At 64.7% G+C, this 14,343-nt stretch carries 14 protein-coding genes; 2 read left to right on the top strand and 12 right to left on the bottom strand.

The features are described from left to right. The first annotated feature begins 6 nt into the window (after positions 1–6). Positions 7–279: a DUF1150 domain-containing protein gene (locus tag JQ627_RS15375; protein WP_007598581.1), complete on the top strand. Its 273-nt coding sequence runs from the start codon at positions 7–9 to the stop codon at positions 277–279. A gap of 246 nt (positions 280–525) precedes the next feature. On the opposite strand, the gene JQ627_RS15370 is transcribed toward JQ627_RS15375, so the two are convergent. The 4 genes from JQ627_RS15370 to JQ627_RS15355 form a co-directional block, all read right to left on the bottom strand. After that, on the bottom strand, positions 526–1,377 hold the full coding sequence (locus tag JQ627_RS15370; RefSeq protein WP_212485005.1) for a DUF1194 domain-containing protein: 852 nt from the start codon (positions 1,375–1,377) through the stop codon (positions 526–528). A gap of 173 nt (positions 1,378–1,550) precedes the next feature. Beyond that, positions 1,551–3,089 (bottom strand): AMP-binding protein, encoded by a 1,539-nt coding sequence (locus JQ627_RS15365; RefSeq protein WP_212485003.1) that lies wholly within the window; start codon positions 3,087–3,089, stop codon positions 1,551–1,553. Positions 3,090–3,146: 57 nt separating this feature from the next. Further along, positions 3,147–4,277 (bottom strand): DUF5938 domain-containing protein, encoded by a 1,131-nt coding sequence (locus JQ627_RS15360; RefSeq protein ID WP_212485002.1) that lies wholly within the window; start codon positions 4,275–4,277, stop codon positions 3,147–3,149. A 36-nt stretch (positions 4,278–4,313) separates the two neighbouring features. Next, on the bottom strand, positions 4,314–5,117 hold the full coding sequence (locus JQ627_RS15355) for an SDR family NAD(P)-dependent oxidoreductase (protein ID WP_212485001.1): 804 nt from the start codon (positions 5,115–5,117) through the stop codon (positions 4,314–4,316). Positions 5,118–5,396: 279 nt separating this feature from the next. Here JQ627_RS15355 and JQ627_RS15350 point away from each other — a divergent pair, with 279 nt between their 5' ends. Continuing rightward, the gene (locus tag JQ627_RS15350; protein WP_212485000.1) at positions 5,397–6,035 is read left to right on the top strand and encodes a TetR/AcrR family transcriptional regulator; all 639 of its coding nucleotides are present in this window, start codon (positions 5,397–5,399) and stop codon (positions 6,033–6,035) included. Positions 6,036–6,108: 73 nt separating this feature from the next. On the opposite strand, the gene ptsN is transcribed toward JQ627_RS15350, so the two are convergent. The 8 genes from ptsN to JQ627_RS15310 all read right to left on the bottom strand — a co-directional run bounded on the left by ptsN (position 6,109) and on the right by JQ627_RS15310 (position 14,082). Beyond that, positions 6,109–6,570: a PTS IIA-like nitrogen regulatory protein PtsN gene (gene ptsN / locus JQ627_RS15345; RefSeq protein ID WP_063681444.1), complete on the bottom strand. Its 462-nt coding sequence runs from the start codon at positions 6,568–6,570 to the stop codon at positions 6,109–6,111. A 222-nt stretch (positions 6,571–6,792) separates the two neighbouring features. Next, entirely contained in the window at positions 6,793–7,392 is a 600-nt protein-coding gene (gene hpf / locus JQ627_RS15340) for a ribosome hibernation-promoting factor, HPF/YfiA family (protein ID WP_212484999.1), read from the bottom strand. Between the two features lie 84 nt (positions 7,393–7,476). Then, on the bottom strand, positions 7,477–9,108 hold the full coding sequence (gene rpoN, locus JQ627_RS15335; protein WP_212484997.1) for an RNA polymerase factor sigma-54: 1,632 nt from the start codon (positions 9,106–9,108) through the stop codon (positions 7,477–7,479). Positions 9,109–9,198: 90 nt separating this feature from the next. Next, entirely contained in the window at positions 9,199–10,197 is a 999-nt protein-coding gene (gene lptB, locus JQ627_RS15330; protein WP_212484996.1) for an LPS export ABC transporter ATP-binding protein, read from the bottom strand. 223 nt (positions 10,198–10,420) lie between these two features. Further along, on the bottom strand, positions 10,421–11,146 hold the full coding sequence (locus JQ627_RS15325; protein WP_212484994.1) for an LptA/OstA family protein: 726 nt from the start codon (positions 11,144–11,146) through the stop codon (positions 10,421–10,423). Positions 11,147–11,151: 5 nt separating this feature from the next. After that, positions 11,152–11,883: an LPS export ABC transporter periplasmic protein LptC gene (lptC, locus tag JQ627_RS15320; RefSeq protein WP_212484993.1), complete on the bottom strand. Its 732-nt coding sequence runs from the start codon at positions 11,881–11,883 to the stop codon at positions 11,152–11,154. Positions 11,884–12,028: 145 nt separating this feature from the next. Further along, positions 12,029–12,643, bottom strand: a complete 615-nt coding sequence (locus JQ627_RS15315) for a ribonuclease D (RefSeq protein WP_166063548.1) — start codon at positions 12,641–12,643, stop codon at positions 12,029–12,031. A 116-nt stretch (positions 12,644–12,759) separates the two neighbouring features. Further along, positions 12,760–14,082, bottom strand: a complete 1,323-nt coding sequence (locus JQ627_RS15310) for a UbiA family prenyltransferase (RefSeq protein ID WP_212484992.1) — start codon at positions 14,080–14,082, stop codon at positions 12,760–12,762. Between the last annotated feature and the right edge of the window lie 261 nt (positions 14,083–14,343).

Raw genomic sequence — 14,343 nt, 5'->3', positions numbered from 1 at the left:
GAGACCATGAGTGAAGGTCACGTTGCGTTCGAATACGAAGCCAAGAACGTCTCGCCCGAGACGCTGGCAACCCTCGGCGAAGGTCATATCGCCTATGTGAAGCAGATCCGCTCCGAGGATGTGCCGGGCCTGTTTCCCGAAGCGCCGAAAATCGCGCCGGGCCTCAAGCTCTTCGCGCTCCACGCCGCCGACGGCACGCCGATCATGCTGACCGACAGCCGCGAAGCCGCGATCGCCAACGCCTGGAGCAACGAGCTGCAAGCGGTGAGCGTGCACTGACGCACGCGCGCACAGCTGACGAATTCAGATGCGCGGGCATGCCTCAAGGCGGCCCGCGCATTTTTTATGGGCCATCTGGCGAAGCGTCGACGTTCCGGCCCAGCATCGGGCTCAACGCCGAAGCGGGTGCTCGGAGAAGAGAATCGAGGGGCGCTGCCAACTCTATGCGCCAGATCTTTGCAGGGCGGCAGGGCTGGTGGCGCGTGAGGCGATCGACCGACGTCGGTTCGCTTTGCTGACGGGCAACTAGCGCATGATCCGTCGCCGGCGCTCCCGCCATTTTTCTTCGCCGGCCAGACAGGACACCCGGGGCGCATTCTCGGCGGTTCGGACGATCCTCCCCTCCGGCGTGAGGCCCGCAACTTCGAGAACAAGCTTGGTCCGGATCGCTTCCTGGAATTTTTCGCGATCCTTGATTGTCATGATGAAGGCGCCCGGCCCTCCGATCACGCAGTCCTCGTAATAGAGATCGAGGTTCTCGATATCGGTCGTTGCAAAGGACGGCTCCTTCACCATGATCGGCAGGCCGTTGATGATGATGCCCTTCTCAACGGCAGCGTCGCGCGCGCCGGTTACGGGGTCTCCGTCGTTGTTCGGCCCATCGCCGGAAATATCGATGACGCGCCGCGACCCGCGATAGGGATTCTCTTCGAACCGCTGCACTGCGAAATTAATCGCGCCGGAGATCGAGGTACTCGAACCTCGGCGAATCGGAGCCTTCATGATCTCGGCCGCCACGGCGTCCGCCGATTCCGGACCGTCGATCATCCGCCAGGGAATGATGATCCTCTCGTCGCCCGACATCGACCACTCAAAATAGGTCAGAGCCACCTTGCTGGCCGGACGGGCGCTTAGCGCCTGAAGAAAATCTTTCGAGACGATGGCCCGTGCATAGCCCTCGCGCTGAATGGCGAGTTCGTCCATATCCATCGAATAGGAGACGTCGACGGCGATAACGAGCTCGACATTGACGGACAGTGCGCTGTGCCTGGCGTCGGCTATCCCTGATTTAGGGCTCGGCGCGGCAATGCTGGCAACGTCACCTCCGACGATTGCCCCCGCAACGAGCACCGCCCCGACCGAGACACACCAGCGCATGGCGGCCCTCCCGTCCGTTCAAAAGCATGGTGACACCCAAAACGCGCATCGAAAAGCGGAAACATGCCTTTGCCTGCCCGGACACGGATGAGAGTTCCAGGCTCGCGCGAATGTCCGCGTCAGCGCGTCTCGCGGATATCCTCGAAGCGATGGGCGCTGCAATAAGATGCGCCTCAGTCGCCTGAGCGACCTGCCAGCCGCGCGCGGATGTCCGGCTTCAGCACCTTGCCGACCTTGGAGCGCGGCAGGTCGTCCCAGACTTCGATCTGCTTCGGTGTCTTGACGCTGCCGATCCGCTGCTTGACGAAGGCCGCCAGCGCCGTCGCATCGACGCTTTGGCCGGCGCGGGGCTGCACCACGGCGACGATCCGCTCACCCCATTTCTCGTCCGCCAGCCCGATCACCGCGCAATCCTGCACCGCCTCATGCGCCCGCAGCGCGTTCTCGACCTCGATCGAGTAGACGTTGAACCCGCCGGTGATGATCATGTCCTTGGCGCGATCGACGATATAGAGGTAGCCGTCGTCGTCGATGTAGCCGATGTCGCCGGTGTGGTGCCAGCCATGCGCGGAGGCTTCCGCCGTAGCCTCGGGATTCTTGTAATAGCCCTCCATCACCAGCGAACCGCGGACCACGATCTCGCCGCGGGCGCCGGTCGGCAGCAAATTGCCGTCGCCGTCCATGATGCCGGCCTGCACCAGCGGGCTGATCCGCCCGGCCGAGGCGAGACGCTCCATCGCAATCGTGCCGTCGGCATTGTAATGCTCGCCAGGCGCCATCATCGAGATCATCATCGGCGCTTCGGTCTGACCGAACAACTGCGCCATCGGCCCGATACGCTGGAGCGCCTCCGCAAGCCGCGCGGCCGAGATCGGCGCTGCGCCGTACCAGAAACATTGCAGAGACCCGAGCCTCGCGGAGTCGAGCTTCGGATGATCGAGCAGCATGTAGATCACGGTCGGCGGCAGGAAGGTGTGCGTGACGCGATAGCGCTCGATCAGATCGAGAAATTCTGCGATGTCGGGGTGATGCATGATCACGATGCGGCCGCCGAGCGCCATGATCGGGAAACACAGCACGCCGGCCGCGTGGGTCAGCGGCGCAAGCGCGAGGTAGACCGGGCGGTCCTTGAAGGGATAGCCCATCAGCGTCAGTGCCGTCATAGCCTCGATGTTGCGGCCCGACAGCATGACCCCCTTCGGCTTGCCGGTGGTGCCGCCGGTGCCCGGGATCATCGCGAGATCGTCGATCGTCTCGCGTTGATAGTGGTCGTCTGCAAGGCCGGCGAGCCAGCTGTCGAACGAGGGCGCGAAGGACAACTCGGCATCGAGGCAGACGACGGCGCGCAGCTTTGGCAGCTCTGCACGCACCGCCTCGACCATCGGCGCGAAGCTTGAATGAAACAACAGCAGGCTGCAGTCGAATTGCTCGAGGATGAGCCGATTTTCGGCCGCCTCGTTACGCGGATTGATCGGGCACCAGACCGAGCCCGCGCGGGAAATGCCGAACACGCAGGCAAACGCGACCGGATCGTTGCCGGAAAGGATTGCGACCTTCTCGCCGGCAGCAATCCCCGATCGCGCGAGCCCGCGCGCGACGCGGTAGCTCAGCAACTGCACGTCGCGATAGCTGAGGTCGCGTCCATCCATGGTGAGGCACGGCGCGTCGGCACCGAGCGAGGCACCTTTGTCCAGGTAATCGATGAAGCGCATGATCAACACCCGAAGCGCTAGCGGGTGACGCGGAGGTCCGCGCCACCCGGGATTTACTCAATCGTGCACGGTCAGAACCGGCTTGCTGACGAGCCCGAAGCTGCGCAACTGCCCGAGCAGCTCGTGATGGCCGAACGCCTGGCAGCCGGAGGCGAACCCCACGCGCTTCGGCGGCTGCTGCAGCAGGTGCGCCGCGGCATAGGCCTGCAGCAAGCCGGTCTGCTTGTAGTTGCTGTTGCCATAGATGATGCAGTGCGCGCGCCCCAACGGACCGGAGGCATGTACCGAATCCATCGATTTGTTGACGCGCGGGTTCTCGCGCGGCGGCATGGTGTTCATCACACCGGCGGCGGTCTGCGCCAATGCGGCGTAGCGGTCGTCGGGATTCATATCCTTGGTCGCCTCCAGCGCGGCCGCGACGATCTGCGGCACGCCCAGCATCAGCGCGCGATTGAACACGCCGCCCAGCACCTTCACGTTGGCCACGCGCGGATCGCGCTTGAACCACACCGGGTGCGAGGTGCCTCCCCAGGGCAACGCCAGCGCCAGCTCGTGCTGACCGGGGATGGCGAGGTTGTAGAGGCCGGCATCGGGCTGATGCTCGACGTACTTGTTCTGCTCCAGGTAGTAGGCCTTGGCCATCGCGGCGTTGACCAGGATGGTCTGCGTCGATGCGATGGTCGGGCTGCCACCCCAGAACACGGCAATGTCGAGCGTGTCGAGGCCGGGCGTCTCCAGGCACAGCTGCGCGGCGATCTCGCCGGTGGTGTACATCTGCGCGATGCCTGGCGCCAACAGCAGCCCGGCATTGGCGAACTTCGTGCCCCACTCCTGCTCGAGCGTGATCAGCCAGTCCTGCTCACCGGTGGTGTCGGTGTAATGACACTTGGAAGCGAGGCAAGCCTGCACCACTTCGCCGCCGAACTTGGCGAAGGGACCCACGGTGTTCAGCACCACCGAGGCGCCCTTGAACAAGTCAGTCAGCGCAGCCACGGTGTGCGGCACCTTAACCACCTCGTAGTCGGCGGTCTCGATGCCCGCTACATTCGACTTCATCGCGGCGTTGAGCTTCTCATTGCTGCGGCCGGCGGCGATGAAAGGGATGTTGTATTCGCGCAAGTATTCACAGACCAACCGGCCCGTATAGCCGGAAGCGCCATAGACGATGACGGGCTTCTTCTCGCTCATTGCGTTCCTCCGAAATGCTTGTTGTCGGCTTTGTCGTTACATGCCCATGCCGCCATCGACCGGCAGTCCGATGCCGGTGATGAAGCGCGCCTCGTTCGAGCACAGGAACACCGCGGCATCGCCGATGTCAGTGACCTCGGCGAGACGGCCGAGCGGGGTTTGCTCCACCACCGAGCCGACTGCGGCGTTGACGTCAGCCGCGAGCCCGACCTTGACGATGTCGTTGGCGAGCTGCATGCCCATGTCGGTCGGGATCAGGCCCGGATAGATGCAGTTTACGCGCACGCCAAAACCGAGCTTGCCGGCTTCCATCGCACCGACCCGCGTCATGCGGTCAACCGCAGATTTGGTGCCCGAATAGACCGCAATGCTCGGGAAGGCGATCGTTGCCGCAACCGAAGCGATGTTGACGACGGCGCCGCCCTTGCCGGCCGGCCCGCCCGGACGCATGGCACGGAAGGCGTGCTTCATGCCGAGCACGGTGCCAACGATATTGACGTCGCACATCCGCCGCGCGTCCTCGGCCTTGACCTCGGAGATCAGCGACGTGATCTCGATGCCGGCATTGTTGATCAGAATGTCGTAGCCGCCGAAGGTTGCGACGGTCGTGGCAACCGCCCGCTCCCATTGAGCGTCGTCGGTGACGTCGAGCTGGACGAAGCCCGTGGCGACGTCTTCCTTCGCGATAGCGGCTACGCTGGCACGGCCGGTGTCTTCCAGGATGTCGGCGATCATGATCGAGGCGCCGGCTCGCGCCAACGCTTGCGCGATGGCCGCGCCGATTCCTCGGGCACCGCCGGTGACCAGGGCTTTCCTGCCTGCAAGGCTCTTCCCACTCATGACGCACTCCTCCGTTGCTGGTGATCGATTCGTGCCGCGCCAATCGGCGCGCACCAGATCGATGGGCGCAGGCCTTTCGGCGGCACCCAGCGAAGCGTTCCTCCATGGTCGGACGTCTTGACGACTGTCCAAATTCTTGGCGCGAACCTCCGCCAAAATCTTGACACTTGTCAAGAACGAATTTGACAGTTGTCAAAGGAAGTGGTTGTGAGGGATGGAGCATTCCGCGGTCGACGCGGTATAAGTCCTTGAAAGAACGGGGACTGAGGAAGGGACGAGATGGCGCGGCAGGTGACGGGAGCGGCCCGGCGTGTGGCTGATGCGGCCGAGGTGCTGCGCGACGAGAAGTTCAACGCGCGGCGCGTCGAGCTTGCCGAGGCCGCGCTCGAAACGCTTGGAGAGCTCGGCTTCGCACGCACCAGCCTGCGCGAAATCGCGCAGAACTCGGCGTTCACGCACGGCGTGTTCCACTATTATTTCAGCGACAAGCTCGACCTGATCTGCTGCTGCGTCCGCCACTACAAGGCGAAGTGCGTGACGCGATATGACGATGTCGTCGCGACAGCAACGAGCCGCGACGAATTGACGGAGGGTTTCCTCGCCAAGCTCGCAGCAACGCTGCAGAACGAGGCCCGTATGCACCGCCTTTGGTACGACCTGCGCTCGCAGGCGATGTTCGAGGCGGCGTTTCGCAAGGATGTACTCGAGATCGACAAGAGCCTGGAAGCGATGATCTGGCGCATCGCCTCCCGCTATGCCGAGCTCGGCGGCAAGCGGCCGGCGTCGTCGCCCGCCGCGCTCTATGCGCTGTTCGACGGTCTATTCCAAAATGCGCTGCTCAAGCACCTCGCGGGTGACAAGACGGCGGTTCCCGAACTGCTCGACGAAGTCCGGCGCCTGCTGCCGACGGTCTGCTGACGCGCACGAGCGGCGCCGGCGAAGACGTGGCCAAGAATTTCTGTTCGGGAATGGCCGCGGCGAACGCGAGGCGTTACGCCGCGGTCGCGGGCGGCAGCGCCAGCACCGAGTAGATCGCCTGGGCGTCGCGCGAGGCGCGGAGCTTCTTGGCGATGTCCTGGTCGCGCAGGAGGCGGGCGATGCGCGCAAGGGCCTTGAGGTGATCGGCGCCGGCGCCTTCGGGGGCGAGCAGCAGGAAGACGAGATCGACGGGCTGGCCGTCCATCGCCTCGAAATCGATCGGGCGATCGAGGCGCGCGAACAGGCCAAAGATCTTTTCGAGCTTGGGCAGCTTGCCGTGGGGAATGGCGACGCCGTAGCCGACCGCGGTGGTGCCGAGCTTCTCGCGCTGGAGCAGCACCTCGAACACTGCGCGTTCGTTCTGCCCGGTGAGCTCGGCGGCCTTGGCCGCGAGCTCCTGAAGCGCTTGCTTCTTGCTGTTGACCTTCAATGCCGGGAGAATCGCCTCGGGTGCGACCAGATCGGTAATCGGCATGGAAGGTTTCCGAGGTGAATTAAAACCGTCAGGTTCCGAATTGGCCAGCTTGGTCAAACCATGCCTGGCCGGCATCAAGAAGGTGAAGCAGGAGGGGGACTTAGCCCCGATCCTGATGTGGGGCGCTTCTACTCCAACGCAATCCCGGTGCCAACTGCTGCGTGCGGCTTTGCCCCGGTCATTGTTAAGGGCTGCGGTTGGTACGGGGCCCGGGTTCCAGCCTTAACCGTCCGGTTTGGCCCCCGGCGGGTCGATCCAGCCGACATTACCGTCGGCCCGGCGGTAAATGATGTTCACCCGGCCGCTGGAGCCGTGCTGGAATACCAGGCAGGGCGCCCCGCTGAGGTCGAGCTCCATCACGGCCTCGCTCACCGACAGCTGCTTCAGCGAGGTCGTGGCCTCGGCGATGATGACAGGACTGTAGCCGGTGACCTCGTCCTCGTCCTCACCCTCGCCGGGCGCCTCCAGCACGTAGCTCGTGGCATCCAGGGCGGCGAGAGCCGCTGAGGCGACATGGGCCTTGCGGGCCGAGCGGTCCTTGAGCCGGCTCTTGTAGCGCTTGAGCCGCTTCTCGATCATCAGGAGCGCCTGGTCGGCGCTGGCATAGGCATCCGGCGCGTTCGAATCGGCCTCCAGCGTAATTCCCGTATCAAGATGCAGGGCACAGTCGGTGCGGAAGCCGAAGCCATCCTTGCTCAGGGTGATGTGGCCGGAATAGTTCCCGTCGAAATATTTGCGCAGGACCTCGTCGGTCCGATCGGTCACGCGGCCACGCAGGGCGTCGCCGACGCTGACGCTCTTTCCCGAGATTCTGAGGGTCATGTGATGCCTCGCTTGGTTTTAAGTGCCCAGCTTGGATCGGTCTCGATGGGAGATTGAGAGTAGCGCGATTTCGCGCCAGCGCAATCAGGCCGGCTCGGTGTTGCGGGAGCGATCGGACATTGCGGTGGAGAGGACGTTACCAAGAGCGCTCTGCTTGTCGCGGCGGCGTTGCACCGAGGAGGGAATGCGCATGGCTTCGCGGTACTTCGCGACCGTGCGGCGGGCAATATCAATGCCCGAGGCGCGCAAGCGTTCCACGATGGTGTCGTCGGAAAGGATCGCCGACGGCGCTTCCGAATCGATCAGCTGCTTGATGTGGTGGCGCACGGCCTCGGCGGAATGCGCCTCGCCGCCGTCGGCGGAGGCGATCGAGGCCGTGAAGAAATATTTCAATTCGAATGTGCCGCGATTTGTCGCCATGTATTTGTTGGCGGTGACGCGCGACACCGTCGATTCATGCATCTGGATGGCGTCGGCGACGGCCTTCAGATTCAGCGGCCGCAGATGCGCAACGCCGTGGGTGAAGAAGCCGTCCTGCTGGCGCACGATTTCCGTTGCAACTTTCAGGATGGTGCGGGCGCGCTGATCGAGCGCGCGCACGAGCCAGGTCGCGTTCTGGAGCGCGTCGGTGAAATAGGACTTGTCGCCGTCCTTGCCGATCTTCTTCGACAGCTCGGAATAGTAGGTCTGGTTGACCAGCACGCGCGGCAAGGTGTCGCTGTTGAGCTCGACATGCCAGCCGCCGTCGGGACCCGGGCGGACATAGACGTCGGGCACCATGGTCTGGAGACGCGACGAGCCGAACTTCATGCCGGGCTTGGGATTGAGGCGGCGGATCTCGCCGATCATGTCGGCGATGTCCTCGTCGTCGACGCCGCACAGCTTGCGCAAGGAAGCGATGTCGCGCTTGGCGAGGAGATCGAGGTGCTCGACGAGCGCCTGCATCGCGGGATCGTAGCGGTCGAGCTCGCGGAGCTGGATCGCCAGGCATTCGCTCAGATTACGCGCACAGACGCCGGGCGGATCGAATTTCTGCAGCACGGCAAGGACGCCCTCGACGTCCTGCTGCGATGCGCCAAGCCGCTCGGCGGCTTGCCCGAGATCCGGCGGCAGATAACCGGCCTCGTCGACGAGGTCGATCAGGTACTGGCCGATCATGCGCTGCGCGGGTGCCGTGAAGGCGACCGAAAGCTGCTCGGCAAGGTGATCGCCGAGCGTGGTTTCCGCGGCGACGAAGGCTTCGAGATTGTAGTCCTCGTCGCCGGAGGCGCCGCCGCCCCATTCGGTATAGGTGGTCGGCGCCGCATCCTGGGCGTTGCGCGCAGCCGCCTCGGCCGGCTCCTCGGAGAAGACGTTGTCGAGCCCCGTATCCAGGGTCTGCTCGATCTCGGCGCGGGTGCCGAGATCCTTGCTCATCCATTCTTCCTGGCCCGGCTCGAAGGCATTACCGCTGCCCCCAAAACCGTCATCGCCTTGACCGTCGCCTTGGCCGCCGGCCTCGTCGCCATCGCTGAACTGGGCGGTCTCGGCGGGCGCCTCGCCGCCAGGGGACTCGTCATTGGCCCGCTCCAGCAGCGGGTTCCGCTCGAGCTCCTCTTCCACGAACGTCGTGAGATCGAGATTGGACAATTGCAGCAGCTTGATCGCCTGCATCAGCTGCGGCGTCATGACCAGCGACTGCGATTGCCGGAACTCTAATCTCTGTGTTAGCGCCATGAAGCAAGAACCGATTCCAAAAGTTGGTCCGATTTTTGCTTATCCTAGTCTGCGCCCGATGTACACGTCTTGACGAATTGGAAAAACGGGCTAGAGGCGGAATTCCTCGCCAAGGTAAAGCCGGCGAACGTCGGGATCGGCGACGATCTCATCCGGGCTACCCTCGGTCAAGATTTCACCGGCATAGACGATATAGGCGCGATCGGTCAGGCCGAGCGTCTCGCGGACATTGTGATCGGTGATCAGCACGCCGATGCCGCGGTTGGTGAGATGGCGGACGAGGTCCTGAATGTCGCCGACCGCGATCGGATCGATGCCGGCGAAGGGCTCGTCGAGCAGCATGTAGTTCGGACGCGTCGCCAGCGCGCGCGCGATCTCGACGCGGCGCCGCTCACCGCCTGACAGCGCGATCGACGGCGATTTCCGCAGGCGCGTGATGTTGAATTCGTCGAGCAGCGAATCGAGCTGCTGCTCGCGCTTCTTGCGCGAGGGCTCGACCACTTCGAGCACGGCGCGGATGTTCTGCTCGACGGTGAGGCCGCGAAAGATCGAGGCTTCCTGCGGCAGATAGCCGATGCCGAGCCGCGCGCGCTGATACATCGGCAGCCTGGTGACGTCGTGGCCGTCGAGCTCGATCGCGCCGCGATCGGGCTTGATCAGGCCGGTGATCATGTAGAACACGGTGGTCTTGCCGGCGCCGTTCGGGCCGAGCAGGCCGACCGCTTCGCCGCGGCGCACATAGATGCTGACGCCGCGCACCACCTGGCGGCTGCCGAAACTCTTTTCCACGCTATGCACCGCCAGGAAGCCCGGCCGCTTCAGAAGCTGCGGTCCGCCGGCGCCGTTGGGCCTGCTGGCAGCTCTGACGGGATGCACCGCCTGGGCACGCGGCGGCTCGGCTTGATAGTCGGCCTGAAAATGGTCGGGCGCGCGCATCGGCTGGTCGCGGGCGATCGGCGATGCATCGCGCACCGGGCTGGGCACGAGACCGCCGACGCTGTCACCAAGGGCGGTGATGTCCTGACGCGCAAATCCTGGCCGGCCGCGCTTGGCGGGGCGCCGACGGAACATGCTGAAGAGATCGACCATCCCCGCCTTCTAGCCTTTCGCGGAATTCGCGCGATCTGCCGCGCCGGCCTTTCGATTCGCCAACGCAGCATGAGTGAAGGGATGTCTCATGCCCAGTGAAACACGCCCGAAAAGCGGCGGACCCCGCTTCGATAGCCCTGCGCGCTAGATACAGTCTCGCCGGGCAAGCTTCAACCTCGGATCGGGAGCATCTGATCCAAGCCTTTGAACCAACTTATGGAATTTACTTTTGCTTGCCTGCACCGGGCAATTGCAGCGGCGCCGCCGGGGCGGGCTTGGCCGGGCTGCCCGATCCGCAATCATTGCTGCCGCCCTGCGGCAGCAGGGCCTGCACCCTGCCACTGTCGGATTCCACCCGCGAGACGCCCGTGGTCATGTCGACCGCCAGACGGTCGCCGCGCAACACGTTCTTGCATTGCGTCAAGACGACGCCGCCGAGCATGGTGATGAGGTTGGTCTTGGTGTCGAAGACGGCGGTTTCGCCCGTGACCACCTGGTCCTTCTGGGTGACGACGACATTGCCGCGCGCCTCCAGCCGCTTGATCGAGGAGCTGCCGCCCGGCCCCGGCTGCGCCGACTGCATCGGCGCCCCCTTGGTGCCCTTCGCTGCGGGCGCCGCGGGTTGCGGCGTGGCCGGCTTGTCGCCGCCGCCGGAGTCGTAGAACACGACCAGCGTCTTCGAGGTCATGGTGGTGTCGCCCTGCACCACCTTCACATTGCCGGAGAAGGTCGCCTCCTTCTTCTTGTCGCGCATCTCGAGTGATGCGGCTTCGATCTGGATCGGCTGGTCGCGGTTTTGCGAAAAGCCCTGCATTGCGTTGGGCACGCCCTGCATCGTGCTCTGTGCGACTGCGGCACCCGTTGCGACAAGCGCGACGCCGACGGCGAGCGCGGCCGCACTGATGATGGCGCTGCGCTTGTCTTCGTTGCGCGGAAAAAACTTCGACATGAAAATCACTTTGAATTGGCAGACTTGTTCGGAGGCGTACGTGTCTTCACCGGCGGCGCGGGCTGCTCGGCCGGCGCAGGCTGAGCGGCAGCGGGATCGTCCAGCTTGTCCAGATGCATCACCACGTTGCCCTCGAAGCGGATGACATCGCCGCCTTCCGTGATCCGCAGCCGATCAGCGCTCAGCGTTCCGTTGGTCAGCTTGACGTCGACATGGTCATCCGAGGAGACCGTTCCCTTGCCCATGTCGACGAAGGCCGAGTTCAGCCGCGCCTCGTAGCCGGTCGAGGTGCGCAGGAAGATATCCTTGTGCAGGTCGAGCTGCTGCTGCTTGTTGTCGAAGCGCCCGGTGCGGGCATCGAGCAGCAGGGTGGATTTGTCTTCCATCAGCACCTTCGCGCGCAAATCATTGAGATCGACATGATCGGGGTCGGTGATGTCCTGCGTCGCGGTCTTGGCCCAGAGCTCGTACGGCCGCTGGTCCGGGGTGAAGCCCGCCAGATGCGGCGTTTCCATCGTGATCTTGGTGCCTGTCACCACGAGATTTCCGGAGTCGAGCTTCACGGGGATCTGGAAGGGATTGAGGAAGGTCGAGACGGCGACGATCGCGGCCATGGACGCAGCCACCGTCACCGGCACCGCGATGCGCAGAATCCGCACCAGTCGGCTGTGGCGCGCCGCGCTGGCAAACTTCGCCGCAAGCGCGGCGTCGTAGGTTGGATTCTGGGCCGAATTCACCTGAGCTCCCGCGGTGTCGCTCGCCTTGTCCGGTTGAGGGCGCGCGCCATTGTAGCCGGCAGCGCCAGGATATGCAGCCCGCGACAGGCCGCACGAAAGTGTCCGAAACGGGGCGACAGCCCGAGCCTAGCCGCTGATTGGGGGCTCAGGAATGCGCGAAAATGTCCTCTTCCTGCCAGCCCTGGAGGTCGAGCAGGGCGCGGGTCGGGAGGAAGTCGAAACAGGCCTTTGCCAGCGCGGTGCGGCCTTCCCGCACCAGCATGGCGTCGAGCCGCTCGCGCAGGGCATGAAGGTGCAGCACGTCGGAGGCGGCGTAGGCGAGCTGCGGCTCGGTCAGGCTGTCGGAACCCCAGTCGCTGGACTGCTGCTGCTTGGAGAGGTCGACATTGAGCACCTCGCGCACGAGGTCTTTCAGGCCATGGCGGTCGGTATAGGTGCGGGTCAGGCGCGAGGCAATCTTGGTGCAATAAATCGGCCCGGTCATGACGCCGAAGGTCTGGTACAGCACCGCGACGTCGAACCGCGCGAAGTGGAAGATCTTGGTGATCCCGGGATTGGCCAGCAGGGCCTTCAGGTTCGGTGCGTCGGTGTGGCCCTTGGGGATCTGTACCACGTCGGCGCTGCCGTCGCCGGGCGAGAGCTGCACCACGCAGAGCCGGTCGCGGTGCGGGTTCAGCCCCATGGTCTCGGTGTCGATCGCCACCGCTCCGGTGTAGCGGGACAGGTCGGGCAGGTCGCCGCGATGCAGGCGTACGGTCATGGCGTTTCAAAACCTCAATCGAATTGGTCGGTCGGCGTCATAGGCTAAGGATTGCCCGCGATGTAGCCACTGGCGGCGGGCCGCGCAAGCGGCAGCTGGGGTCCCGCCGGGCGCGGTCAGATCGCCGCCAGCATGATGCAGATCATCGCCGCGACCGTCATGCGGCTGGCGCCATCTCGAAAAGTGTAGAGAATCGGATCGTCGGGCATCTCGCGGCGATGGGCCATCATCAGGGCGCGGCCGAACCAGTAGAGCAGCAGCGGGTTGAGCAGCCACAGCATCCAGGGACGGCTGTAGAGCGGCGTCACCGCGGAGGAGGACACGTAGAGCGAGAACACGGTCACCGCGTTCATGGCGCTCGCCGCCGCCATCGCGCCGATGATGTGCAGGTCGGTGATCTTGTAATCGCGGTTGGAGGGATCGGCGAGGCCGGCGCTCTCGCGCATGCTGAGCTCGCTGAAGCGCTTGATCAGCGCGAGCGAGGTGAACACGAACAACGAGAAGATCAAGAGCCATTCCGACAGCACCACGCCGACACCGACCGCGCCGGCGATGATGCGCAGCGTGTAGAGGCCGGCGAGGGTCACGACGTCGACCAGCATCTTGCGCTTGAGCGCGAGCGAATAGGCGATGGTGGTGGCGAGATAGCCGCCGAGTACGCCGAGGAACAAGGGCGAGATGCAGAGGCTGGCGGCAACCGCGAGTAGCCATAGCGCGGGGATCGCAAGCAGCGCCGAGGACATCGGCAGTCGACCTGCCGCGAGCGCGCGATGGCGCTTGGTCGGATGCTGCCGGTCGGCCGAGAGATCGAGCAGATCGTTCATCAGATAGGCACCCGACGCGCAGGCCGAGAACGCCAGGAACGCCAGCAACGCATAGCCGAGCGTCGCAAGATTCATTTGATGCGCCGTGATCGCCGGCACGAACACCAGCGTGTTCTTGGCGTATTGATAGACGCGCAGCGCCTGCGCCCAGGTCTTCAGGCCGGGGTGGCGGCTGTCACGGGTCTCGATGCGATCGATCGCGCCGCGATCGAATGGAAGCTCGCCCGCCGCGAGATCGGCCGGCGTCACGACGCCGTCGAAACCGAGATGCGCGGCGATGCCCGCCGCATGGCCGGCAAGGCGGCCCGCGACCAGATAGATTTTTTCGCCACGCGCGCGCGCCGCCAGCGCCTGGTTCAGCACGTTGGAATCATAGGGCAGGTGGGCGTAGTCGATGTCGGCCTGCGCCAGCACATCCGTGAGCGCCGCCATGCCCGGCCGTCCGCCCGCCCCGAACCGCGCCAGCAGGCGGGCCGGGCTCGAGAACAGCGCCTCCATCAGGAGTTCGGACCGCAGCAGGGCGCCTTCGAGATCGATGACCAGCGTCCGCGCAGCCGCCGCCGTGACCGACGACGTCGGGGCGCCAGACTCGTACTGCCAGGCAGGCTGCTCCATCCGAAAACGCTCTGACTTGCCGCAACATGATCGGCCCTGAGGCCGGGGAGCAGGGAAATGGACGGCCGAGAGCCTAGGGGGCATTCGCTAAGGGCGGCTTAATCCGGCTGGAGATAGGGCAGGCGGCCCCTGGGGGATGCCGGGCCCAATCCATGCACCCTGCTGTTGCATGGATCCCACAATCCGGCGCGAGCTGCATGCTCCGGCAGCGCTTGTGCCGCGCGCCCCGTGGAAATCCTCCCGGCCGACCCCATCTGCCAG

The sequence above is a fragment of the Bradyrhizobium liaoningense genome (assembly GCF_018130785.1).
GTDB classification, from domain to species: domain Bacteria; phylum Pseudomonadota; class Alphaproteobacteria; order Rhizobiales; family Xanthobacteraceae; genus Bradyrhizobium; species Bradyrhizobium liaoningense_A.
The sequence above is the reverse complement of the archived record's forward strand: the minus strand, read 5'-3'. Positions and strand labels throughout refer to the sequence as shown.

What these genes read in the sequence shown, in the direction of transcription:
- JQ627_RS15360 (WP_212485002.1), bottom strand. Translation starts at nt 4,277, where the DNA reads ATGAGCGAGAAGAAGCCCGTCATCGTCTATGGCGCTTCCGGCTATACG.
- rpoN (WP_212484997.1), bottom strand. Translation starts at nt 9,108, where the DNA reads ATGGCGCTAACACAGAGATTAGAGTTCCGGCAATCGCAGTCGCTGGTC.
- JQ627_RS15370 (WP_212485005.1), bottom strand. Translation starts at nt 1,377, where the DNA reads ATGCGCTGGTGTGTCTCGGTCGGGGCGGTGCTCGTTGCGGGGGCAATC.
- JQ627_RS15315 (WP_166063548.1), bottom strand. Translation starts at nt 12,643, where the DNA reads ATGACCGTACGCCTGCATCGCGGCGACCTGCCCGACCTGTCCCGCTAC.
- hpf (WP_212484999.1), bottom strand. Translation starts at nt 7,392, where the DNA reads ATGACCCTCAGAATCTCGGGAAAGAGCGTCAGCGTCGGCGACGCCCTG.
- JQ627_RS15310 (WP_212484992.1), bottom strand. Translation starts at nt 14,082, where the DNA reads ATGGAGCAGCCTGCCTGGCAGTACGAGTCTGGCGCCCCGACGTCGTCG.
- JQ627_RS15325 (WP_212484994.1), bottom strand. Translation starts at nt 11,146, where the DNA reads ATGTCGAAGTTTTTTCCGCGCAACGAAGACAAGCGCAGCGCCATCATC.
- ptsN (WP_063681444.1), bottom strand. Translation starts at nt 6,570, where the DNA reads ATGCCGATTACCGATCTGGTCGCACCCGAGGCGATTCTCCCGGCATTG.
- JQ627_RS15365 (WP_212485003.1), bottom strand. Translation starts at nt 3,089, where the DNA reads ATGCGCTTCATCGATTACCTGGACAAAGGTGCCTCGCTCGGTGCCGAC.
- lptB (WP_212484996.1), bottom strand. Translation starts at nt 10,197, where the DNA reads ATGGTCGATCTCTTCAGCATGTTCCGTCGGCGCCCCGCCAAGCGCGGC.
- JQ627_RS15375 (WP_007598581.1), top strand. Translation starts at nt 7, where the DNA reads ATGAGTGAAGGTCACGTTGCGTTCGAATACGAAGCCAAGAACGTCTCG.
- JQ627_RS15350 (WP_212485000.1), top strand. Translation starts at nt 5,397, where the DNA reads ATGGCGCGGCAGGTGACGGGAGCGGCCCGGCGTGTGGCTGATGCGGCC.
- JQ627_RS15355 (WP_212485001.1), bottom strand. Translation starts at nt 5,117, where the DNA reads ATGAGTGGGAAGAGCCTTGCAGGCAGGAAAGCCCTGGTCACCGGCGGT.